This window comes from Sporosalibacterium faouarense (assembly GCF_016765695.1).
GTDB lineage: Bacteria > Bacillota > Clostridia > Tissierellales > VENL01 > Sporosalibacterium > Sporosalibacterium faouarense.
In genome coordinates this window covers 41,114-65,595 of record NZ_JAETGO010000043.1, presented here as the reverse complement: position 1 = coordinate 65,595, position 24,482 = coordinate 41,114, and the positions used below count along the sequence as shown (strand labels likewise).

The window sequence follows — 24,482 nt, the reverse complement described above, 5'->3', positions numbered from 1 at the left end:
ATGTATGAGTGATTTAGTAATTGGAGGTAACAAGCTAGAAAGTAGGCTATTGATTGGATCAGGTAAATTTCCTAATCATGATGTTCTACCAAATGTGATTGAGAGCTGTGGAACTCAGGTAATTACAATGGCAGTAAGAAGAGTAAATTTAGAAAGCAAGGAAGAAAATATCTTAGATTATATTCCAAAGGACTGTATTTTACTTCCAAATACTTCTGGAGCAAGAAATGCAGAAGAAGCAGTAAGAATTGCAAGATTAGCTAAAGCCATGGGATGTGGTAATTGGGTAAAGATAGAAGTTATTTCTGATAATAAATATCTTTTACCAGATAATCAAGAAACTATAAAAGCTACAGAAATCTTAGCAAAGGAAGGATTCGTAGTTTTACCATATATGAGTCCAGACTTAATGTCAGCAAAAAGAATGGTAGAAGCAGGAGCAGCAGCTGTAATGCCATTGGGAGCTCCAATAGGTACTAATAGAGGAATAAGAACTAAGGAGCTTGTACAAATATTAATTGATGAAATAGATATACCAGTTATAGTAGACGCTGGAATAGGCAGACCTTCACAAGCAGCTGAAGCTATGGAAATGGGAGCTGATGCAGTATTAGTTAATACAGCTATAGCAACTGCAGATGATCCAGTAAGGATGGCAGAAGCCTTTTCACTAGCTGTAAAAGCAGGAAGAACAGCTTATGAGGCTAAGTTAGGGGCAGAAAGTGTCTACGCAAAGGCTTCATCACCCTTAACAGGATTTTTAAATGAAGGTGATAAGTAATGGGGTTCTATGATTTATTAAAATCTTACGATGACCTAAACTATGATGATATTTTCAATAGTATGACAGATGAAGATATACTTAGAATAATTAGAAAAAGAAAATTAAGTGATGTGGACTTTTTAAAGCTATTATCTCCACAGGCTGGTAAACATTTAGAGGCCATGGCTCAAGAGGGATATAAAAAGACATTACAGCATTTTGGTAAAGCAATTTTGTTATATACACCAATGTATTTAGCAAATTATTGTGTTAATAAATGCGCTTATTGTAGTTATAATCTAGAGAATGATATAACTAGAAAAAAACTAACTGAAGCTGAAATAGAAGCAGAGGCCAAAGCTATTGCAGATACAGGTCTAAGACATATTCTAATTTTAACTGGGGAATCTAGAAAACATTCTCCTATTAGTTATGTGGTTAAAGCAGTTAATATATTAAAAAAATATTTTGATTCAATTACAATTGAGATATACCCCCTCTCAGAAGAAGAATATGGTGAGTTAATCGAGGCAGGTGTGGATGGGCTTACCGTTTATCAAGAGGTGTATAATCCAGAAATATATGATAGGGTTCACATAGCAGGACCAAAAAAGAACTATAGGTTTAGACTAGAGGCTCCAGAAAGGGCTTGCTTGCAAAAAATCAGGAGTGTAAACATAGGAGCACTACTGGGGTTAGATGATTGGAGAAAAGAAGCATTCAAGACTGGTATACATGCTAGATATTTACAGGATACATATAATGATGTGGATATTAGTGTTTCGTTACCAAGGATTAGACCCCATGTTGGTGTTTTTGAAGAAGTGCATGATGTAACTGATAAAGATATTGTTCAAATAATGTTAGCCATTAGACTTTTCTTACCTAATGCAGGTATTACAATTTCTACAAGAGAGAATCAAGCTTTTAGAGATAATATTATACAACTAGGAGTAACTAAGATGTCTGCTGGGGTATCGACAGAGGTTGGAGGGCACACTTCAAAGGAAGATGATACTAGTCAATTTGAGATATCCGATAAAAGGACTGTCGAAGAAGTAAGAGAAGCCATTTTGTCTAAGGGATATCATCCAATATATAAGGATTGGATGAAAATATAGTTGAATATAATTGATATTTATAGATCCATCTGTTTTAAACATTATATCTGTACCTTGACCTATTTAGTCGTTTTTTCTAAATTAATTAACAAAACGACTGAATGCTTAAGTCACAAAAATATAATATTGCATAAAATTTTAATATGTATTTTTATAAATAAATAAAAACTTATAAATAGTAAAAAGGGGATGAATTAAATGAATTATACAACTCAAATGGATGCAGCAAGAAAAGGTATTGTAACTGAACAAATGAAAATGGTAGCTGAAAAGGAAAAGATGAATGAAGAAGTTTTAAGAGATTTAATAGCTGAGGGGAAAGTTGTAATACCAGCTAATAAGAATCATAAATCTTTGAGTCCTGAAGGTGTAGGAGAAGGTTTAAGAACTAAAATAAATGTAAATTTAGGTATTTCTAAGGACTGTTGTAATATTGACGTAGAGATGGAGAAGGTTGAAGCTGCTTTAGACCTTAAAGCAGAGGCTATTATGGACTTAAGCTCCTATGGTAAAACTGAAGAGTTTAGAAGAAGACTAGTAGATACTTCAAATGCTATGATAGGAACAGTGCCTATTTATGATGCAGTAGGCTTCTATGATAAAGAGCTTCAAGATATAACTGCAGAAGAATTTCTAAAGGTTGTTGAAAAGCATGGAGAGGATGGAGTAGACTTTGTTACTATTCATGCTGGTATAAATAGAGAAACAGCTGAGATATTTAAAAGAAATAAAAGATTAAACCATATAGTATCAAGGGGAGGCTCCCTAATGTATGCATGGATGGAATTGAATGATAGAGAAAATCCATTCTTTGAATATTATGATGATTTATTAGATATATGTGCTAAATATGACATTACTTTAAGTCTAGGAGATGCATGTAGACCTGGAAGTATAAATGACTCTACAGATCCTAGTCAGATACATGAATTAATGATTTTAGGAGAGTTAACTAAGAGAGCTTGGGAGAAAAATGTTCAGGTAATGATTGAGGGTCCAGGACATATGGCTTTAAATGAAATAAAAGCTAATATGTTACTTGAGAAAAAGTTATGTCATGGAGCTCCTTTCTATGTATTAGGACCAATCGTAACTGATATAGCTCCAGGATATGACCATATAACAAGTGCAATAGGTGGAGCTATTGCAGCAAGTAGTGGAGCAGATTTCCTTTGCTATGTAACTCCTGCTGAGCATTTAAGATTACCTACTTTAGATGACATGAAGGAAGGTATAATTGCATCAAGAATAGCTGCCCATGCTGCAGATATAGCTAAGGGTATAAAGGGAGCAAGAGATTGGGATTATGAAATGAGTAAAGCTAGACAGCAATTAGACTGGAATAGAATGTTTGATCTTGCAATAGACCCTGAAAAGGCTAAGAGATATAGAGCAGAATCTCAACCAGAGCATGAAGATAGCTGCACCATGTGTGGTAAAATGTGCTCAATGAGAAATATGAATAAAGTTATGGAAGGGAAGAATATTAATATCCTTAGGGAAGATGACTAATAATGCTTTGTTTGATAACAAATAGAAAACTAGTAGAGGAAGAAAATTATTACAAAACTATTGAAGAAGCTATTGAAGGTGGAGTAGATATTGTTATTTTAAGAGAGAAAGACCTAACTACTAAAGAATTAACGCCAATAGCTATTAAAATAAAAAGCATAATTGATTCCTATAATGATAAAATTGCAGATAGTCATAAAAGAACTCTTCTTATAATAAATAGCAATAAAGAAGTAGCAGAAAAGGTCAGTGCCGATGGCTATCATATTAGTTTTGAGAGTTTTGAGGAAGAAGGAAAGCAATATAATGGACTATTAGGCGTTTCAGTACATAGCTTAGAAGAAGCAATCTATGCTGAAAAAAATGGTGCAGACTATGTATTGGCAAGCCACATATTTCCAACAAAGTGCAAGGAAGGGTTGGAACCAAAGGGAGTGGACTTTATTAAAAAGATAAAGACTCATCTAAAAATACCCGTGATTGCTTTAGGTGGAATAAATAGTGAAAACTGTTATCTATTAAGAGAAGCAGGAGCTAATGGCATAGCTGTAATGTCATATATTATGTCCTCATCAAAACCCAAAGAAGATACTAAAATAATAAAGAAAAATTTATTTGGAGAGCTTTAAACTATTCTAAGCTTAGTTGATTATATGGTTGCTTAATAACAGATGACTTAAAAAGGACTAGAAAAATATTTTAAAATATTTTTCTAGTCCTTTTGTATTTTCATTAGAGAAATTTTCAATAGTTATTGTATAATATACAGAAATAAGACAAATGTATATTTAAAAATTATAAGTTGATTATATAAATGTAACAAATAATTGTAGCAAATATGATTTTTATACAAATTGTGATAAAATTAGAATATGGTTCCTATAAATTTCATTTGGAGTAGGTGAATTAATGATAAAACTATTAGATGAAAGCTATAACGAAGAATTAATGGATTTTCTACAGAACAATTCAATAGTTAATTATTTTATATTGCAAGGACTTGAAAGAGAAAAATATAAAATGGTTTTTGATAAAAAATGGGGAGAGTTTGATAATAAAGGAGACCTTATATCAATTTTATTTAAAAGAAAAGCTGGAAATATGCAGTTTTTTTCTACAGGAGAATATAACGTTAATGATTTTATTGAGCTAATAAATAATGAGGATTTTAAGAAAATAATTGGAGAAAAATCCATATTGAATAAGCTAGTAAACAACTATAACTTCTCGAAGATTAAGAAGGGTTCCTATATAAGTGAATTGAGTGATTCCAAGGATTTGTATAATATTAAAGCACATAGAGAGTTTTCTATGGATAGCATAGTTAAAAAAGTTTATATTAAAGATATTGACAGAATACTTGAGCTATATTCAAAAGTCTTTACAGGCTTTACGCCAAGAGAACTAATAGTTGAAAAATATTTCAATAAAACGGGGCGTGGATATTACATTGAAAAGGATGGTAAAATCATATCAATTGCACAATCATCATATGAGAAAAAAGATTCAGCAATAATAGTAGGAGTTGCAACTGATTTTGAGTATAGAAATAAAGGGTTGGCCACTGAATGTTTATTAAAATTATGTGAGGAACTCATAAAAGAAGGAAAGAAGTTATATCTACAATATGATAATAAGAGTGTAAGAGAGATATATATGAAGCTTGGATTTAATGAAATAGGCAGAATGATAGATTGTTATAAATAAAAACATAAAAGATGTTAAAAAGTTAACAAAAAAATGTTACAATGTAGTTAAGATTTTAAAAAAGGGGTGGGTGCATTGCTTAAGAAGTTCTTTAAAAAGGAGAACAATAGCTCTGAATTAAAACAAAATATACATAAGGAAAATGAAATAGGTAAGACAAAGACAGCTGAAAAAAAGCTAGAAACATTACTTTGTCATAATCAAAGAATTACTATTAATAAGATGAATACAAGAATAGAAGAAACAGGTTTTGCTACTGAAAACCTCATGAATAATATCCAGTACATATCAGTTAATGTTGAAAAACAAAAGCAATTTATTAATGATGTGGTAAATCAAATAGAAAGTTACTCTGCTATGGCTGAGGAAGTAAGTGCAAGTACTTCTGATTCTCAAAAAATTGCGGATAAAACTTTAGATGTAGCTAAAGAAGGACATTCAGCTATAGAAGAGTCTATTGGAGCGATGAAAGAAATCGCTAATTCAGTTGATTATATGAAGGAAATGGTTAATTCTTTAGGGAAAAATGCTGTGCAAATAGATAATATGTTAAAGGTAATCAAAGAAATATCAGGTCAGACTAATCTTTTAGCTTTAAATGCTACTATTGAAGCAGCTAGAGCTGGAGAGCATGGAGCAGGATTTGCCGTTGTAGCAAATGAAGTTAGAAAGTTGGCTGATAAAAGCGATGAATCAGCTGAAGAGATCTCAAAAATAATTAAAGAGATAGACGAAAGCATAGAGAAAACAATACTAGCTATGGATGATAGTTCAAATAAAGTAGATAAGGGTGTTACTATAGCTAATAATACTAATGAAGTATTTAATAAGATTATTGATTCAATAAACACCACAACTGAGGTAACAAAAGAAATTAATAATGCAATGACAGAACAAACTACAAGTCTTGAAAGTGTAATATTATCAACTGAAGATTTAAATCAAATATTTTTTGATTTTACTTCAATGATAGAGATAATGTCTATGAATGCAGAACAAACTAAATCATCATTAAATTTTCTTTATGAAACATCAAAGGATTTAACTAAACTAAATGATAGAATCATGACTATAATAGATAAGCGTGATAAGAATAAGGATAAATATGTTTTAAGTACAAGGATGGGAGAACTTTCTACACTAGATCCAGCCATATGCTTTGAAACAGGAACTAATAAAATATTAGAAAATATTCATGCCAGACTCTTAAACAAAGGATCATCAAATGATATTTATCCAGGAGTTGCTAAAAGCTGGTATCTTAAAGAGGATAATGTAACTTGGGTTTTCAATTTAAGAAAAGGAGCAAAATTTCACAATGGAAGAGAGATTACAGCAGAAGATGTGGAGTATTCAATTAAAAGAATGTTGTCTCCTCAGCTTAAATCACCTAACGTTTGGTTTTTAACAGATATTGAAGGTGCACAGGAGTATAACAAAGGGAAGAATGATTATATTGAAGGCGTAAAGGTACTTGATAAATATAGGATAGGGATAAGGTTAACTAAACCTTATAGTGGTTTTATACTTAATTTAGCAGAGGTATGCTGTTCGATTTTACCAAAAGAAGATATTGAAAAAGGTATCTTTTCAGGTGCAGGACCTTTTATATTAGGAGAAAAGGATGATGAAAAATATTCTTTATTAGCCTTTAAAGATTATTATGGTGGACAACCATATATTGATAGAGTTGATATTTTCTATAAGAAAGAAGAGAATGAAGAAGTGGCTAATAACTTTATTAATGGGAAATATGACTTCTTAGTGTTGAACTCTAATACTATGGATATTATTAAGAATAAAGCTCAAGACATAACTATTGAATTAAAAGATATATTAAGTACAAATTTCTGGGGATTTAATTTTAGCTCTAAATCGATTTTTGCACAAAATAAAGATGTTAGAAGAGCTTTAAACTTGGCGATTGATAGAAAAAAATTAATTTCAGAATTTCTTAATGGAATAGCATCTGAATCCAAAGGAGTATTCCCACCAGCATTAATAGATAATAGTGATTTAGATGGATTTAAATATAATCCAAATGAAGCGAAGAAGATTTTAAAGGAAAATGGATATTATAATAATAAAGAAAAATTGAAAATTTTAGTTAGAGAAGGTGGTTTATCAAAAAATACTGAGTTCATTATAAGCTGTTTAGAGGATATAGATGTGGCTTATGAAATAGTTACAGTGGATAGGAAGAAATATATGAGTCCAGAAAGCATTGCTAAGTGTGATGTATTCTCAATGGGATGGATAGCTGATACAGGGGATTCAGATAATTACCTTAGACCTTTATTCCATCCTGATAATTATACTAATTTTGGTAATTATAATAATTCTAAAGTTGTTGAAAAGATGGAAGAAGCAAAAGAGATTGTTAATCCTAATAGAAGAAAAAAAGTGTATAAAGAAATACAAAATATGATTATCGACGATATTCCATGGATATTCTTGTACCATAAGAAAGAACCTTTTGGCTATAAGAAAAATGTTAAAAATGTAAGGGTCAGTTCCTTACAAAGAATTAGATTTGAAGATATTGTTATAAATGAACCAAAGGGAAAATAAGGGGTATTTACTCCTTATTTTTTTCTGTAGGAATTTCCTCAACTTATTAAAAAAATGTCTATATTCCAATAGAATTTCATATAATTTTATGAATAGGTTGTGGAGGTAATAGCATGATAATAATTTTAAGGAAATCTAGACTTTACTTAATTCTAATCATAATAGCTTTTTTAATAATAGCATCTTTTTTATTTAAGAAAGCTCCAATTACTGCATCTGTCTTTAATAAAAATCAGGCTTACGAAATTGTAAATGATATTATTAGGTTTAGAAATAATGCCCTTTTAGAGAAGGATTTAGATAGTCTTAATTATATGTATAATAAAAATAAGAAATACGGACTATGGGCATATGAACATGAGCTAAAGAAAATGAAATACCTACACATATGGTCAGAAAAACAAGGTGTAAAATTTAAAGAGGTTGATACCATAATTAGAATAAACTATACAAAGGAAACCGATGAAGGAATCCAAGTAAGCTTTACTGCTTCAACGGAGTATGAGTATTATTATCTTGATCAGCCTGATAAAATAAATATGTTTAGAATAGGAACGTATCATTTGTTAGATTTGGAAAAACAAGAGGATAAATGGCTTATTACGAGGGATTGGTATAATGATCCATTTGCAGATTCCTTGCATTTGGATAAGATTAACTCTGAGGAAGTTAATGAGTTCATTATTAACCATGAAGCAAGGGACATATCAGGAATTAATGAAAGAAGAAAGTCAGCAATTGAATATGCTGATAAGTACTGTGGAGCTGCTTCCGATGAGGAATACGGACTTAAATATAATAGTAAATATAAAGATTATAATAATCTCGGTGGAGACTGTGCAAACTTTGCTTCACAAATTCTTCATGAGGGCGGAGGATTTAAGAAAACATATTCTTGGAATTATGAAAAAGACGGTACTAGAGCTTGGGTCAATGCTCAAGGTTTCAAAGACTATATGGTAAATAGTGGAAGGGCGTCTGTAATAGCTAGAGGATCATATGACTCAGTTTATAAGAGTTCGTATAAGCTATTACCAGGAGACTTTGTTGCTTATGAAAAGAAAGGGAAAATCGTCCATATTTCAGTAGTTACAGGTGTAGATTCAAAAGGATATAGTTTAGTTAATTGCCATAATACTGATAGATATAGAGTTCCCTGGGAACTAGGATGGAGTGATAATAATATAAAGTTTTGGTTAGTAAGAGTACATTATTAAAAAAGAGCATTAAAAAAAATAAAGTTGACAATATAATAATAATTTATTATAATTCTTATTAAACTTAATAAAGTGAAATATAGGATAGAGGTGCGATATTTAATAGTACTATTATGGAGGTAAGCTCTGTGAAGTAATAGGAAAGGAAATATCGCCGAAGCACATAGCTAATGCTTTAATGCTATGATGCTGGTGTTGTATAAAATATGTACAGCACTGTCACAAATCTTATTTGTGGAGAGCTATCATTCATCTAGACACATGCTTTTATAATGCAGTGCTTAGCCTTGAGTGAATGCTCAAGGCTTTTATTATATGATTGCTCTCCTCCATGCATAATTCACTTGACAAAACTAAGGAGGAGATACTATGAAAAAAAAGGGATTTATTTTAGTTACAATTATCACATTATTACTAATTTCAAATGTTGCTTTTGGAGTAAGCTCAAGCACTTTGGATGGTACAGTTTATAGCTTTGGACTTTGGTCATTATTACCACCAATTATTGCAATACTCTTAGCTTTTATTACAAAGAATGTAATAATCTCATTGTTTATTGGGATACTTTCAGGAACCATACTATTGAACTTAAATGGGGCTGATATCCTTGGAACAATAACAAATGGGTTTCTTATGATTATAAACATTATGCTAGGTTCATTAGCTGATTCCTGGAATGCAGGGATTATACTACAATGTCTTGCAATTGGTGGGCTAATTGCTTTGATTTCTAAAATGGGCGGAGCAAAGGCTATATCCGAGAAACTAGCAAAGAAAGCCAACTCTTCTAGAAGCGCTCAGTTAATTACTTGGGTACTTGGGTTGCTAGTGTTCTTTGATGATTACTCAAATGCTTTGATTGTTGGTCCAATAATGAGACCAGTTACAGATAAGATGAAGATATCTAGAGAAAAACTTGCATTTATAATTGATGCTACAGCAGCACCAATAGCTGGAATTGCATTAATATCTACTTGGATTGGATATGAGTTAAGTTTAATAAAAGATGGATACTCATATATTGGACAAGAAGTTAACGCATATAATGTGTTTTTGGAAACAATACCTTTTAGGTTTTATAACATTCTTATCTTAATATTTATAGTAGCAACAGCCATATTTTTAAGAGAATTTGGTCCTATGTTAAAGGCTGAAAGGAGAGCACTTAAGACAGGAAAGCTACTTGGAGATAATGCAAAGCCGATGATATCATCTGATACTTCAGAAATTGTACCAGATGAAGATATTAAATTAAGTGTATGGAATGCAATAATACCAATTGGTATGTTAATAATTTCTTCGCTAGTTGGTTTTTATCATAATGGATATTTAGCTATAATGGGGGGAGAGAATATAGATTTAATTACATTGCTTCAAAACTCTCCAGTATCTCTAGCAGCAATAAGAGAAACATTTGGTGCTTCAGATGCCAGTATAGTATTGTTCCAATCCGCTATTCTTTCAACCATAGTTGCAATAATTATGGGAGTGGTCCAAAAGTTATTTACTTTAGAAGAAGCTATTGATACATGGATACAAGGTATTAAATCCCTTGTAATAACTGCAGTGATTTTAATCTTAGCTTGGTCATTGAGTAGTGTAGTTAAAGAATTAGGAACATCAACATATTTGGCTTCAATATTATCTGATGCTATCCCAAAATTCTTATTACCATCAATAATCTTTATATTAGGGGCTGTAATATCATTTGCTACAGGTACCTCATGGGGAACTATGGGAATATTAATGCCATTAACAATACCAGTTGCATTTGCTATATCTCCTGAAAATTCATTTATTGTTCTTAGTATAAGTGGTGTTTTAACTGGTTCAATATTTGGTGATCATTGTTCACCTATATCAGATACTACTATTTTAGCATCTATGGGTGCAGCTTGCGATCATGTTGATCATACAAAGACCCAACTATATTATGCAGTATCTGTAGCTTTAGTTGCAATCTTACTTGGATATATTCCTGCTGCTTTAGGAATGCCAATTTATTTAGTTCTTCCTATCTCAATTATAGCTATAATTTCAATCGTTTACTTTATAGGAAAACCTGTTAAAGATCAAGATTTAGAAACTGTGAATATTGATGAGTAAATAGTTTGCAAAAGGCTAATCCAAAATGGATTAGCCTTTTAAAGTTAATACCAAGGTCCTATTGAAGTGACTGCTATTTATATGATATCGTGGATTATGAATGCTTAAAACAGAGGAGTGATGGTATGAGATTAGTTCCAGTAAGCTCTGTGAGAGAAGGTACTGAGTTAGCTAAAACCATTTTTGACTCACAGGGAAGAATACTCTTATCAAAGGGCGTCGAGTTAAAGCAAGGTCTGATAAGAAGAATTAGAAAGAACGGCATTATGTCAGTTTATATAAATGATGAGTATAGTGATAATGAGATTGAAGATGTGATTAAACCTGAATTAAGAATTAAGGCAATTAAGTTAATGAAGGATTCCTATACTAGATTTTCAGAAATGGCGAATGAAGGTATAACTAATAAAAAACTAGCTAATAAATTAAAAACAAAATGCTTAGAAGATATAGGTGCTATAATTGAGAGTTTTATTAATGAACTCTTTTCTCAAAAAGAAATTTTAGTTAAAATGGTTGACATAAAATCAATGGATAATTATACATATCAACACTGTGTAAATGTTGCAGTTCTTTCAATAATAGTTGGAATTGAGATGCAATATAATAAAGAAAAATTAACTCATTTGGCTACAGGAGCTATATTACATGATTTAGGAAAGACCTATGTACCAAAGGAAGTGTTATTAAAGCCAGGAAAATTAACTAGTGAAGAATTTGAGGTGATTAAGAATCATTCTGAAAAAGGATATGAATACTTAAAGGATAATATGTATGTTAGTTCAATATCAAGAGTAATAGCATTACAGCATCATGAGAGAGTAGATGGTACTGGTTATCCAAGGGGTATTTCTGGAGACGAAATAAATGAATGTGCAAAGATAGTAGCTGTGGCGGATGTATATGATGCATTAGTATCTGATAGACCATATAGACAGGCGCTATCACCTAATGAAGCTATAGAATATATAATGGGTGCCTCAGGCACACATTTTGATTACAAGGTCGCTCAAGCTTTTATAAAAATGATTGTCCCATATCCAGAAGGGACGTTAGTTAGGTTAAGTAATGGAGATATTGCAGTAGTAACTAAAACAAATCCCAAATTTAGCTTAAGGCCAAAGGTAAGAGTTGTTATGCGAAATGGAAAAGCTGTGGAAAATAGTACTATTGATCTTGTTGATGAAAAGAATATAACTATTTCCGGCATACAATATGACGTAGAAAGTTAGTAATTCTGCCAAATATTTTCATTGTATTCCTTCTTTGAATTATGTAAACTAGTATAAGAGGGGGTATGCCGATGTCTAAAAGGAAAAGATTTTTTAAGTTAATAATTTTAAGCGTTTTAGTTGTTTTACCATATGTATTAATAAGCCCAATAGAAGGACAAGCCTCTGTTGAAAGATTCAATATGAGTTACTTATATTTTGGAAGTAAATATAATCATGTAGATTATGTAGATAGAGCAAATGGAGCTTTACAAGTCATTTCTCCAAGTTACTTTGATTTAAATGAAGATGGTAGCTTAAAAATAAGTAAAATCTTCTATGAAAAGTTTATTGAAGAAATGCATGACAGAGATATTAAAGTAGTGCCTTTCTTGAGTAATCATTGGGATAGAGGATTAGGAAGAAAAGCATTGGAAAACAGAGAAAGTTTATCAGAAGAAATTGCTGGAATAATTGAAAAATATAATCTTGACGGTATACACATTGATTTAGAAAATTTAACTGAATATGACCGTAATAATTATACTGATTTCATGAGATTATTAAGAGAAAAGCTACCGGAAGGTAAAGAAGTATCGATTGCAGTTGCAGCTAATCCTTGGGGATCAACGAAAGGATGGCAAGGGTCCTATGATTATAAAGCGCTAGCAGAGTACTGCGATTACTTAATGATTATGGCCTATGATCAAAGCTATTATGGTTCACAGCCAGGGCCGATTGCAGGTCGAAGTTTTGTCGAGGATGCAATTAAATATGCAGTGGACAAAATACCATCAGATAAAGTTGTTTTAGGAATTCCTTTTTATGGTCGATACTGGAACTATAGTGAATCAACAGGTGGGAGAGGTGTTCACCTTACAGATTTAGACACTCTTATTAAAAATTATGATGCAAATATATACTTTGATGACACCCAAATGTCATCAAAGGCAACATTTGATATTAAACCTGGAGACCAACCATATTATGTTTATGGAAGAAGGCTTCAAGCTGGTCATTATGAAGTTTGGTATGAAAATGAAGCATCTATAAAAGCCAAAATTGACCTAGTGAAAAAATACAATTTAAAAGGTACAGGTAGCTGGAGTTTAGGACAGGAACTACCTGGAACTTGGGATTATTTTAGCAGGGCTTTAAATGATTCATCCATGAATAGTGATTATTTTTATGATATTGAAAACCACTGGGCCGAATTAGATATATTAGAAGTAAAGGATAAGGGATGGATGAGAGGATTTGATAATGGACTTTTCAAACCTGATAGCGATTTAACCAGAGCAGAAGCAGCTGTTACAATAGTAAGGGCATTTGGATTAGAAAAAACTGAATCAATAGATTATGATTTTAAGGATGTACCTGATAATTATTGGGCTAAGCCTGAAATTGAAATAGCAAAGGAACATGGCATCATAAAAGGTGTAGATAATGAGAATTTTGCTCCGAATAAAGTTATAACAAGAGAAGAGATGACAGCGATGATGTCAAGAGTAATGGATTTTGAAGAAATTGATCAAAAGCTTAAGTTATCCTTTGATGATATTGATGAAAATAGATGGTCATATGATTATATATATACTATGACTTATTATGGACTATTTAGAGGTTATGACGATGGAACATTCCATCCAAGTGAGAATATTACTAGAGCTCAAATAGCTACTCTATTAAATAGAGTTTCAAAAAACAGTGATAAATACAACATAGCAATGGTAGAAACCCAAAATTAATTTTGGGTTTCTTTTTTTAATTGGGATATTCTTTTCTTATTTGACAAAAAATTAATAATAGTAGGAATTAAATTCTTTTTTATTAATGAAAAAATATGTTATAATATAGTCGAAAATCTGAAATAAGAAACGTTTTCATATGGATAGACTAAATATGATAACTATAATTTTTGGAGGTGTAATTTATGAAGAAAGTACTAATAACTGGGGCATTAGGGCAAATTGGCTCTGAGCTTACAATGAGATTGAGAAAAGAGTACGGGGAGAATAATGTAATAGCAAGTGGACTTAGTAAGGATAATGGTTCAGAAGAGGTTCTACAATCAGGACCTTTTGAGATTGTTGATATTACCAAAGAACACCAAATTGCTGATGCAGTAAAGAAACATAATGTAGATACAATAATAAATTTAGCTGCTATATTATCAGCAGTTGGAGAGGCTAAGCCTGGACTAGCTTGGAATGTAAATATGAATGGATTATATAATGTATTAGAAGTGGCTAGAGAGTTAAACTCTGCTGTGTTTACTCCAAGCTCAATTGCAGCATTTGGTCCATCGACGCCTGCAAAAGATACACCACAAGACACCATTCAAAGACCGACTACTATGTATGGCGTAACGAAGGTGGCTGGCGAATTACTTTGTGATTATTATTTTGAAAAATATGGTGTAGATACAAGAGGGGTTCGTTTTCCAGGATTGATATCTTATAAAACCTTACCAGGTGGAGGAACAACTGACTATGCTGTAGAAATTTATTATAAAGCAATACAAGAGGGGAAATTTACTTGTCCACTTGATAAAAGTACATACATGGATATGATGTATATGCCAGATGCTTTAGATGCAATTATTAACCTTGCAGAGGCTGATCCAAGTAAGTTGAAGCATAGAAATGCATTTAACGTTACAGCAATGAGTTTTAATCCAGAAGATATATTTGCATCAATTAAGAAATTTATGCCAGAATTTAACATGAATTATGACATAAATCCTACATTGCAAAAAATTGCCAATTCATGGCCAGACTCACTTGATGATAGTGCTGCTCGTGAAGAGTGGGGTTGGAATCCTAAATATGATTTAGATTCAATGTCTAAGGATATGCTTGAAAAGCTTAAAATTAAGCTGTCAAAATAGTCACAAATACTTAAGTCTCGGCAAATTTGATGCCGAGGCTTTTATCTTGTAGGTTTATGTCACTATATGGCTATTACCCAGGGAATACAATGAGGTTAGGCTTGAGTCTGTAAACACAAATCTAAATTTGTATGGTTACCTGAAGAAGATGATATATAGCGAAGTCTAGAATAACAGGAGAAAGTTTTGGGAACAATTTTAATCATTTCATTAGGGTTGACAGTAAATACAATTGAATCATCTATCCAATTTGAGCCATCAGGACTTATTTGTATAGCAACGTTACAAGGATTAGTGGTACCCATATTTATAACAAAATAAGTATAGGTAAATACAGTTGAAACATCATAAGTTTTAGAATACTTACTAATATCTGAAGTAGCTAAATTTTTTTCTAGCTTTGATTCGAATTTCCTACTGGCAATTTGAACTGGAGGTTCGAAAAAAATCTGGAGTCTAGGTGGATAGCTTTCATCTGAATCTTTACTATAGAATGCTACTAAAGATTGGATAGTTGAATTAATTGCTTTTAATTTTAGTCCATAATTAGGATATATTGACTTATACCAATTTTGAACAAGGCTAGTTATATCTATATTAACAAAAGTATTCACCTCATTATTAATAGTTACGGATGTCAATGGAGTTGAAGGAGTTGAAGGTTGATTATTATAGTTAACTGTATCCTCATTAAAATCATTTAAATTTCTATATACATTATAGACTTTAGAAGTAGAAGGTTGGTCATTTCTAAATATATATAAGCTTAAAATTGCTTTATTAATTTTATAATCGCTAGGAAATCCTGATAAATCAAATTTTATTAATGTATTATAAATAGTGCTACTCATAAATTTCCCTACAAATAAAGCAAGATTTTTACCAAAATTTTCAGTTGGGTAGTAGCTACTTACAAATGCATCTTGATTAGGAGTAAAAAAGAAGTTATCTGACATCATTAACATCCTCTCAAAATGAGATAATTAATCATTACTGATTAGTTTTTGGTCTATCATTTCCTTCATCATCTCTAGCCCTTCACTATCTATTTTGTCAAAAAGCTTTATTGAACGTAAGAATTCTTGGTACGATAGATTGTAATGCTTAAATCTATAATAAAGCTTTGCAAGTCTCAAAAGAACTTCATTAGAATCAAATAAGTTGAATAATTGCAATGATGTTTCAAATTCGTCAAAAGCAGATGCTTTTAATAAATTGCCTAAGAGATCCATTATTACGTCTAGAAACTCATTAGGTTCCGCTATATTTGCAAAAGGATGAGACTTATTATACATCAATAAATGTATAAATGAACTATAGACGATTATTTTCTTTCGGTCATTGAATTCATTTGTAGAGTTAATTAGATTCTTAGCTTTTTTAAAATTGCCACTCAAAGATTCACAAATAATCATCTTTGAAATAGTTTTTTCACTTAAATTTGAGTCATTAATAAGCCTAAATATTTCATTAGCTTTTTTAAACTCTCCAAGGTAAAATAGGCACATTCCTTTAAAAAATTGAATATTAGGAAGTTCATTTAAATCTATATCAATCTTTGCTATATATTCAAGGGATATGTCATACTTACATTGACTATAAAAAATATCAGATAGTGTAATGTAAGCAGAAGTATCTAGTGTATTGCCAAAATAGCTCTCCATTTTCTTCTTAACCATATTTAAATCGATATTTTTCTTATATAATAATATTTCGGCTATCCTATTTAGAGGTATAAGAAAGCTAGGTTTTGCTTGAAGAGTTTTTATATAATAACTATGGGCGGCATCATATTCTCCAGCTGAAAATAATGTCTCAGCAAGGGCGTAGTATGCTCTAAATCCACCTACTCCATCAATAAAGCTTAACTGAATAGGGGGAGGGCCCAACTCAATACATTCTTCAAAGGATTTAATTGCTGAAGGAATTCTTCCCATTTGATGAAACAAGCATCCTCTTAAGTATTCTAAATCAGTATATTTTGGATAGTATCTAAGTCCTTCTTTGATATATTGTAATTCATCATTATATCGTTCTAGCTCATTTAGTGTATTAACTATCCTCAAAATAAGTTTTGGACTATAACCTATATTTGGATTGAAATTCTTATAGGATTTCATATAATATTCTAAAGCTTTTTCATAATCACTAAGGGCAAAATATTCATTCCCCATATTGAATAGATGAAAGCTGTCTTTTGGATTTTCTTCTAAAATATTTTTAAGAATCCCTATATTTCTATTTCTCTTATCTTTATTTATTATATCTCTATTTAAATAACCATAGTGATATACCTTTATATCTTCTATTTCTATTTTTTTTCTATTTTTTGTTTCAGGATTTTCAACCTTAATTTGCTCATGAATAGCTCCATGAAATCTATAACCCATGTTATTTCTCACGAGCCTAATATTTATATTGTTTACTAGGTCATTACCAGGCTTTTTGCCTATGTAACTAAGAGTTTGAAAGAAATAAATATCTGCTTTAGAATCTTCCAATAGACTGAGAACTTTTGGTTTATCATTTTGATCTAATTCATCATCAGCATCCATTATTAAAATCCAATCTCCAGAAACCTTATCTAGTGAGAAATTTCTTGCATCGCTAAAATTACCATTCCACTTAAAAGAATAAACCTTTGCACCATAGCGTTTAGCTATATTTACAGTTTCGTCAGTAGAGCCAGTATCAACAATTATCATTTCATCTACAATATCTTTTATACTTTCTAAACATCTAGGTAAATTATTTTCTTCATTTTTTACAATCATACTTAGACTAAGCTTCATATAATCACTCCTAATTATTTGTATCATTCTATGTAAGCTATCAGGTGACCTGATAGCTTTTGGAACCTATTATACATGGGCATTATAGAATGCTTCGATACTTGTAGTATCACTAGGGTTGAAGAATAATCTAGTGAATTTCAAGAATTTTTGAGCAACTAAGACACCTTTCTCGCCAGCTCCAATAGATACTTCACCCGATGGGTCATCTACATAATAAGTTGATGAGTTAGTAGGTGCAATTTGTAATTTTACACTTACAGCTGCAGCTCCTGTATTTGCTACATAGAAGGTGTAAATATCTTGCTCTGAAGTATCAATAGTTAATGCAACACCTGTATCAGAAACTGTTAAAGTTGTGTTTGATTCAGCAAAGAAATTGCCACCTTTTGTTACTGAATCAGTAACTCCACTAAGGTCTCTAATATCTAAATTTGTAGCAGTAACAGTAACAGTATCAGTAGTAGGAGATAGACCTCTGATATCAAAGTCAGTAGCGGTAACAGTAACAGTGTCAGTAGTAGGAGATAGACCTCTGATATCAAAGTCAGTAGCAGTAACAGTAACAGTATCAGTGGTAGGAGATAGACTTCTAATATCAAAGTCTGTAGCAGTAACGCTAACAGTATCAGTAGTAGGAGATAAACTTCTAATGTCTAAATTAGTGGCAGTAAATGTTAAATTACCACTTCCATCTACTGATAGGGGAACTGCAGTTCCACCATTATTACCGTAAATTTGTGTTTTCAGTTGACTAGCTACTTCATTAAATACTATATTGTTAGGCATATTTTCACTTCCTTTATATGAGGTTTTATTTTGAGCTACAATATAATATGAAAGAAAATTAAAATTGTTATAGTTTGTTTTATTATAAAATCAAATACAATTATCTGAAAAATAAATAAAAGTATTAGATTTTTTCAAATTAAGGATAAAAATAAATTAATTACTATTTGCATAGCCAATATAATCATCGGTTTTTTCTATAACTTTACAATATCTATTCATAAATTCATGATCATTAATCTTCCAAGTATGGTTTTGTTTTTTTGGGTATCTTATATAAACATGATTTAGTTTGCTAGTAGAATATAGCTGATAGCCTTTATAGATGCAGTCTCTACAAAAAGCTACATCCTCTGCTACTGATAGATTTCTGAACTTCACTCTATTGAAAATTTCTTTTTTGAAGATAAGTGTAGAACCATTTGCAAAGCTTACATATCGATTTTCTCCCGCAGGCGATCTTAATGCTAATGTTTTACTAGAGACGAAGTATACATAAGTAGCTGCTTTTCCAAGAACTTTGGCACCAGTAGTTTGAAAAGCATTAACTGCTTCACTTAAATATTTCGGTCCATAGTAATCATCATCATCAAATTTGGCTATAATATCAAAATTAGATTTAGTAACTGCAAAGTTCAAACAGCTACCTAGAGTTGTATTCTGACCTAGTTGAAAAACTCTAATATTATCATGTTTTTTTACTTTATTCATCCATTCTTTTAAATTTATGCTATTACTGTTAAGAATGATAATTAACTCCTTTGGCCCGTGTTCTTGTCGCATATAGTTTTCAATGATATTATTATAAAAATTTGGCCTATTAGTACAGGTTATAATTGATGTGCCGGGTCCAATGTTAATGTTCTTCTTCTTAGAAGGAGGTTTTAAACTGTTTTTGATTCTAAGTCTGTTATTAAGTCTTTTTAGTACTGTCTTATTTATATTTTTATTAACTGGATTTCCTGGCGGGATTTTAACATGGCTTCCTGGAGGCATTTGTGAAAGGATAGTTTTATCTTTGGTAACTTTAAATTTGATGTCATTACTCCTTGGTTCCATAATCTCATCTCCTAATAATCTTTTTTGCACTATATATTATTAGGAAGTTTAATATTTGTTACTGTTTGTCTTTACAAATTTATCTATCGACGTATCTTTTATAGTCATTTGTCTTTGCAACGACAGCACAATTTTTTATAAGAGTTTTCTCGTTAGCTTTCCAAGTATGGGTTGTCAGATCATTCCTACGAATACAAACATAATTAAATCTATCAGAAGAATATAGAGAAAAACCTTTCTTAAGACAGTCTTGCAGAAACTTAGTGTCTTCCCCTAGATTTGTATGTGGGAATTTTACTTTTGAAAATACTTCTCTTTTAATTATCAGAGCAGATCCAGATAGCATATGCACATATTTATTTTCTTTTTTTGGATTAGTTAATGCCAGTGTATTACTTCCTTCAAAGTAAATATAATATGAAAGCTTACCAACAATTTGGGCTTCTGACCAAGTGAAAGAGAGCATTAATCGTTTTACAAAGTTTGGAGAATAGTAATTATCATCATCAAATTTAGTTATATAATTAAATTTTGCCTTATTAACAGCAAAATTTAGGCATTCTCCTAGAGTTTTATTTTCATCAATTTTATAGATACTAACATTATTATATTTCTGAGCTTTTTTCTGCCATTTATTTAAATTCATACTATTTTTATTTAGAATTATTATTAATTCTCTTGGATAATGGGTTTGAGATTCATAATTGTTAAATATATTATCCATACAATTATCTCGGATTGTACTAGTAATGATTGAAATACCTTGATTTAAGATACTAGGTTCATAGTGTCGTTCATGCCTTATTCCCATGTAATTCATTTGATTACAAAAAGGTTTTTCAAATATTTGAATAGGGGGCTTTTCAGCTTTTGATATTACAATTTTCACATCTTTATTTGTCATTAACTCACCTCATTCATTGTTATGAAAAATGTTATCTTAATTAAACTGTTACATATTTTATTAAACCTTCATTTAATTTAATAGGATTTAATTTTACACCTAAACTTTTTTTATACATTCCCTTTTTAATTGGATAAGGGATACCATTAATAAAAGAAATATAATTAAATCTATCAGAAGAAAAAAGTTTAATACTATTTAATAAGCAAGCTTTTATAAAGTCATAGCCTGGTTCGTCAGACTGCTCTGAGAACCGAATTTTATCAAATACGCTTTTGTTTGCTACAAGGGCAGAGGGCAAAAGAGAATTAACTTGTTCAAATTCTTTAATATCATTTGCCGTCAATAAAATATTCTTTTTACTATAATAAACATAATGAGATTGCTTTCCTACTATATCAGCATCAGTATATTTAAATCCATTAATAAGGTCTGTAATAAAATGAGGACTGTAATAGTCATTTGGGTCAATAAAGGTAACGTATTGACAGCTACTTTTGTATACTCCCATATTTAAGCAATTACTAAAGTTTTTATTTGTAGATTTTAGAATGCTAATACATTGAATAGTTTTGAGGTTGTTTTTCCAAAAATCAATATCAATAGTTTCATCTCTTAAAATTAGAATTAACTCCTTGAACTTGTAGTTTTGAGAAGTATAAATCTCTACTGCATTTTTTATTTCTGAATTGCTATTCACTACACATATGAATGATACATTTGGTTCAGGAGTTTTTTTATAATCAAGACCTATTTTACTAAACATATATTCTAAACGATGGGCATATGTGTGTTTTTTAAAAACTTCTCTTAGTCCTAACAAGGATAATTTATCAGCATATTGTTGATTATTTAGAAGCTTTCTTATGTGATTGGTTGTTTGTTCTTTAGACTTAGATAGTAAGACAATATTTGGAAACATTTTTTCAACGCCTAAAGCATAGCCACTAATAGTATTAACACCACATCCAAGTAGTTCAAAAACACGACATGAGAACATAGTAGGACTGTCTTGCACAGTATTTACATTAAGAAAAACATCATATTTTTTATACATTTCCATCATGTCTTCATAAGGAAGTCCACCACGTATATAGGGTTGATAGATTTTAGGGAATCTATAATCGTCACTATTAAGGTCATACAACCTATCATAGATGTGCAAATCAAAATTAATAGAAGGCTTTACTAAAGTCTCAATATCCTTTTTTCGAGTTTCATAACCAATATTATACCAGGATCCTGCAAAGGCCACTTTACCTAATCTTTGTTTATATCTATTGATAGGGTTATGAATATTAGGTTGAGCAGCCATGGGTAAAGTATAGACATTGTTATGGCCTACTTTTTCCTTGTAGTTTTTTATACAGTTTTCATCGGTGGTAAATATAAAGTCAAAAAGCTTTGCTGTCTGAATAAAAGTATTAAACATATAGGAATCATCAATGTTCCAAAATGCAGTAGGAATATTATTTTTCTTACACCAAGAAACAATTTGCTTTAAAAGGGAATTTTCATTTGGCTTTAAAGAGGCAATCTTGAGCTCCCATTTGTTCTTATAGCCATGCCAAGCTGACTGAACTAGAAGGAGGTCGGGTTTTTGATCTTCCATAACTTCTTTCCAGTTATAAGGTTCTATAGTTACGAGGTTTAAGTGATATTTAAGCCAATGATATGGCAGTTCATCAAGTATACATGCTACTTTAACATTGCTACTAAATGATTGAACCTTTATTGTCATAAGGTTTCCTCCTTAAAAAAGCTAAAATTCTATTTTCCTACTTTATTTATATGCGGATTATCAGTTTTAGTTAAAAGCTTATTCAATTTTTAAATAAAAAAATAAAACCTTGCAAAAAAAGCAAAGTTTTATTTTAAAGTTCACATTAAACTGTGACTATATTTTTGAAGTCATCACATTTACAAACAATATTACAATTTTTCAACATAGTTTTCTCAGGGACTTTCCAGGTGTGATTTTTTGCTGTAGGTTTTCTTATACAAACATAATTGAACCTATCGGCTGAATAAAGCTTAAAGTTATTTTTAATACAATCCTTTAAGAACTTAGTATCTTCGCCAATAGTTTCATTACTAAATTTCACTTTATTGAATACCTTTTTATTTATAATTAGGGCTGAACCAGATAAGAAATCAATATATCTATTTTCTTTCTTTACACATCTGATGGCTAATGTTTTACTACCCTCAAAATATACATAATATGACAACTTACCTACTATATCAGCCTTTGTATATTTAAAGGCATTCATTAAATCTGTTAAAAAGTTTGGAGCGTAGTAATTATCATCATCGAACTTAGAAACGTAATTGAACTTTGATTTTTCTATTCCAAAGTTTAAGCACTTACCTAGAGATTCTTTCTCATCTATTCTATAAATCTTAATATTTTTATAAATACTAGCTTTGTTTCTCCATTTTTCTATATCCATAGAGTTATTATTTAGAATTACTATTAACTCTTTCTTGGAATAGTTTTGACTATTAAAGTTTTTAAAAACATTTTCCATATTTTCTTCTCTTATTGTACTGGTAATAATTGAAACACCAGGAGTAGTATCTTTTTTATATTTAATTCCTACTTTATCTAAGATTTTTTCAAATCTATCCTTATATGTGTGTTTATTAAAAACTTCTCTTTGTCCTAATAATGACAGCTTATCTCTATAGTCTTTATTATTTAGTAGTTTCTGTAGATTGAGTTTTGTATCATTCTTATTTCTACTTAGTAGTACAATATTAGGAAAGAGCTTATTTATACCTAAGGAATAGCCACTTATAACATTTGTTCCTGTAGCTAGAGCTTCAAAGACTCTACAGGAAAACATAGTCGGGCTATTTTGAACTGTATTAACATTTAATATTACATCATATTTTTTAAATGTGGAATTTGTTTTCGAATAAGGAAGATATCCTTTCATATGCTTTTGATAAATGTCTGGAAATTTGAAATTGATATCTTTTGTCAGCGAGTACATTCTATCATAAATATGAAAATTATATGCAGTAGCTGGTTTCAATACTATCTCCATATCTCTTTTTCTTGCTTCGTGACCAATTCTATACCATGAGCCCGCAAAAGCAACTTGACCAATTTTTTCTATATCTTTATTGATTGGATTGTGTATCTTTGGTTGGGCAGCAAAAGGAAGAGTAAAAACATTATTATGACCGAGTGCCTGTTTATATTTTGGAACAGAATTAGAATCAGAAGTAAAAACATAATCAAATAGTTTTGCAGCACCTAAGAAAGTATTAAAGTCATAAGGATCTTCAATATTCCAAAATACAGTAGGAATATTAAGACTTTTACAAAAGTTTACTAGGTTTCTTAAAGTTCTATCTTTAGACCTGTGGAGATTTATCATTTTATATTTCCAATCCCACTTATAATCTTGCCAAGTAGATTGAACTAATAGCATATGAGGCTTTTCTTTTTGAATAATATTCATCCAATTATCAGAAGATAGAGGAATTGAATTACATTCATATCTAAACCAATCCGTCGGGATAATGTCTAAAATGGTTGCTACCTTAATATTGGGATAGCTTATGTTTTTTAACTTTGTGTTATTTACTATAATATTTTTTTGACTTGAATTAGAATGATTTGATCTTTGTCGTTTTGCTATTATTTTTCTTATTAGTTTACTGGGGTCATTATTTACAGGAAGGTGATTTCTAACCCTTTTCTTAACACTAGTTTTACTTTGAAAATTCATGCTATTATACATAGGTTTATTAGGGTTATCTATTTTAATTTTAACATCATTTTTGGTCATTATTTCACCTCGATTAAAAGAAGATAATTTAACACAT

18 protein-coding genes and 1 riboswitch are annotated in these 24,482 nt (G+C 30.7%); of the genes, 11 read left to right on the top strand and 7 right to left on the bottom strand.

The window, feature by feature from the left end:
- The first annotated feature begins 4 nt into the window (after window positions 1-4).
- The 11 genes from JMO20_RS08190 to JMO20_RS08140 all read left to right on the top strand — a co-directional run bounded on the left by JMO20_RS08190 (window position 5) and on the right by JMO20_RS08140 (window position 15,098).
- On the top strand, window positions 5-781 hold the full coding sequence (locus JMO20_RS08190; protein ID WP_202709063.1) for a thiazole synthase: 777 nt from the start codon (window positions 5-7) through the stop codon (window positions 779-781).
- Entirely contained in the window at window positions 781-1,884 is a 1,104-nt protein-coding gene (thiH, locus tag JMO20_RS08185) for a 2-iminoacetate synthase ThiH (protein ID WP_202709062.1), read from the top strand. Before JMO20_RS08190 ends, thiH begins: the two co-directional genes overlap by 1 nt.
- A gap of 198 nt (window positions 1,885-2,082) precedes the next feature.
- On the top strand, window positions 2,083-3,396 hold the full coding sequence (gene thiC, locus JMO20_RS08180; protein ID WP_202709060.1) for a phosphomethylpyrimidine synthase ThiC: 1,314 nt from the start codon (window positions 2,083-2,085) through the stop codon (window positions 3,394-3,396).
- 11 nt (window positions 3,397-3,407) lie between these two features.
- Window positions 3,408-4,025: a thiamine phosphate synthase gene (locus JMO20_RS08175; protein ID WP_202709059.1), complete on the top strand. Its 618-nt coding sequence runs from the start codon at window positions 3,408-3,410 to the stop codon at window positions 4,023-4,025.
- 280 nt (window positions 4,026-4,305) lie between these two features.
- Window positions 4,306-5,103, top strand: coding sequence for a GNAT family N-acetyltransferase (locus tag JMO20_RS08170; RefSeq protein ID WP_202709058.1), 798 nt, complete (start codon window positions 4,306-4,308; stop codon window positions 5,101-5,103).
- A gap of 75 nt (window positions 5,104-5,178) precedes the next feature.
- Entirely contained in the window at window positions 5,179-7,674 is a 2,496-nt protein-coding gene (locus tag JMO20_RS08165; RefSeq protein ID WP_202709057.1) for an ABC transporter substrate-binding protein, read from the top strand.
- Window positions 7,675-7,787: 113 nt separating this feature from the next.
- Window positions 7,788-8,891, top strand: a complete 1,104-nt coding sequence (locus JMO20_RS08160) for an amidase domain-containing protein (RefSeq protein WP_202709056.1) — start codon at window positions 7,788-7,790, stop codon at window positions 8,889-8,891.
- Window positions 8,892-8,968: 77 nt separating this feature from the next.
- Window positions 8,969-9,144, top strand: a riboswitch (Lysine riboswitch).
- Window positions 9,145-9,260: 116 nt separating this feature from the next.
- Window positions 9,261-10,997 carry a Na+/H+ antiporter NhaC family protein gene (locus JMO20_RS08155; RefSeq protein ID WP_202709055.1) on the top strand — a complete coding sequence of 579 codons (1,737 nt, stop codon included), beginning with the start codon at window positions 9,261-9,263 and terminating at the stop codon, window positions 10,995-10,997.
- Window positions 10,998-11,086: 89 nt separating this feature from the next.
- Window positions 11,087-12,229 carry an HD-GYP domain-containing protein gene (locus tag JMO20_RS08150; protein WP_341534009.1) on the top strand — a complete coding sequence of 381 codons (1,143 nt, stop codon included), beginning with the start codon at window positions 11,087-11,089 and terminating at the stop codon, window positions 12,227-12,229.
- Window positions 12,230-12,300: 71 nt separating this feature from the next.
- Window positions 12,301-13,956 (top strand): S-layer homology domain-containing protein, encoded by a 1,656-nt coding sequence (locus JMO20_RS08145; RefSeq protein ID WP_243414683.1) that lies wholly within the window; start codon window positions 12,301-12,303, stop codon window positions 13,954-13,956.
- A 185-nt stretch (window positions 13,957-14,141) separates the two neighbouring features.
- Window positions 14,142-15,098, top strand: coding sequence for an L-threonine 3-dehydrogenase (locus tag JMO20_RS08140; protein ID WP_202709053.1), 957 nt, complete (start codon window positions 14,142-14,144; stop codon window positions 15,096-15,098).
- Between the two features lie 95 nt (window positions 15,099-15,193).
- Here the strand turns inward: JMO20_RS08140 and JMO20_RS08135 are convergent, their stop codons facing one another.
- From JMO20_RS08135 to JMO20_RS08105, 7 genes are all read right to left on the bottom strand, one after another.
- Window positions 15,194-16,054, bottom strand: a complete 861-nt coding sequence (locus JMO20_RS08135) for a DNRLRE domain-containing protein (RefSeq protein WP_202709052.1) — start codon at window positions 16,052-16,054, stop codon at window positions 15,194-15,196.
- Between the two features lie 27 nt (window positions 16,055-16,081).
- Window positions 16,082-17,890 (bottom strand): glycosyltransferase, encoded by a 1,809-nt coding sequence (locus JMO20_RS08130; RefSeq protein ID WP_202709049.1) that lies wholly within the window; start codon window positions 17,888-17,890, stop codon window positions 16,082-16,084.
- Window positions 17,891-17,959: 69 nt separating this feature from the next.
- Window positions 17,960-18,679, bottom strand: a complete 720-nt coding sequence (locus JMO20_RS08125) for a DUF6385 domain-containing protein (RefSeq protein ID WP_202709048.1) — start codon at window positions 18,677-18,679, stop codon at window positions 17,960-17,962.
- A gap of 156 nt (window positions 18,680-18,835) precedes the next feature.
- Window positions 18,836-19,738: a glycosyltransferase family 2 protein gene (locus tag JMO20_RS08120; RefSeq protein ID WP_202709047.1), complete on the bottom strand. Its 903-nt coding sequence runs from the start codon at window positions 19,736-19,738 to the stop codon at window positions 18,836-18,838.
- Window positions 19,739-19,817: 79 nt separating this feature from the next.
- Window positions 19,818-20,642 (bottom strand): glycosyltransferase family 2 protein, encoded by an 825-nt coding sequence (locus JMO20_RS08115; RefSeq protein WP_202709046.1) that lies wholly within the window; start codon window positions 20,640-20,642, stop codon window positions 19,818-19,820.
- A gap of 40 nt (window positions 20,643-20,682) precedes the next feature.
- On the bottom strand, window positions 20,683-22,383 hold the full coding sequence (locus JMO20_RS08110) for a glycosyltransferase family protein (protein WP_202709045.1): 1,701 nt from the start codon (window positions 22,381-22,383) through the stop codon (window positions 20,683-20,685).
- A gap of 145 nt (window positions 22,384-22,528) precedes the next feature.
- Complete coding sequence (locus JMO20_RS08105) at window positions 22,529-24,445, bottom strand: glycosyltransferase family protein (RefSeq protein ID WP_243414682.1); 1,917 nt, start codon at window positions 24,443-24,445, stop codon at window positions 22,529-22,531.
- Window positions 24,446-24,482 lie beyond the last annotated feature (37 nt).

Coding starts and splice junctions, on each gene's coding strand:
- JMO20_RS08190 (WP_202709063.1), top strand. CDS start 5: ATGAGTGATTTAGTAATTGGAGGTAACAAGCTAGAAAGTAGGCTATTG.
- JMO20_RS08135 (WP_202709052.1), bottom strand. CDS start 16,054: ATGTCAGATAACTTCTTTTTTACTCCTAATCAAGATGCATTTGTAAGT.
- JMO20_RS08125 (WP_202709048.1), bottom strand. CDS start 18,679: ATGCCTAACAATATAGTATTTAATGAAGTAGCTAGTCAACTGAAAACA.
- JMO20_RS08160 (WP_202709056.1), top strand. CDS start 7,788: ATGATAATAATTTTAAGGAAATCTAGACTTTACTTAATTCTAATCATA.
- thiH (WP_202709062.1), top strand. CDS start 781: ATGGGGTTCTATGATTTATTAAAATCTTACGATGACCTAAACTATGAT.
- JMO20_RS08170 (WP_202709058.1), top strand. CDS start 4,306: ATGATAAAACTATTAGATGAAAGCTATAACGAAGAATTAATGGATTTT.
- JMO20_RS08115 (WP_202709046.1), bottom strand. CDS start 20,642: ATGACAAATAAAGATGTGAAAATTGTAATATCAAAAGCTGAAAAGCCC.
- JMO20_RS08155 (WP_202709055.1), top strand. CDS start 9,261: ATGAAAAAAAAGGGATTTATTTTAGTTACAATTATCACATTATTACTA.
- JMO20_RS08140 (WP_202709053.1), top strand. CDS start 14,142: ATGAAGAAAGTACTAATAACTGGGGCATTAGGGCAAATTGGCTCTGAG.
- thiC (WP_202709060.1), top strand. CDS start 2,083: ATGAATTATACAACTCAAATGGATGCAGCAAGAAAAGGTATTGTAACT.
- JMO20_RS08145 (WP_243414683.1), top strand. CDS start 12,301: ATGTCTAAAAGGAAAAGATTTTTTAAGTTAATAATTTTAAGCGTTTTA.
- JMO20_RS08110 (WP_202709045.1), bottom strand. CDS start 22,383: ATGACAATAAAGGTTCAATCATTTAGTAGCAATGTTAAAGTAGCATGT.
- JMO20_RS08120 (WP_202709047.1), bottom strand. CDS start 19,738: ATGGAACCAAGGAGTAATGACATCAAATTTAAAGTTACCAAAGATAAA.
- JMO20_RS08130 (WP_202709049.1), bottom strand. CDS start 17,890: ATGAAGCTTAGTCTAAGTATGATTGTAAAAAATGAAGAAAATAATTTA.
- JMO20_RS08105 (WP_243414682.1), bottom strand. CDS start 24,445: ATGACCAAAAATGATGTTAAAATTAAAATAGATAACCCTAATAAACCT.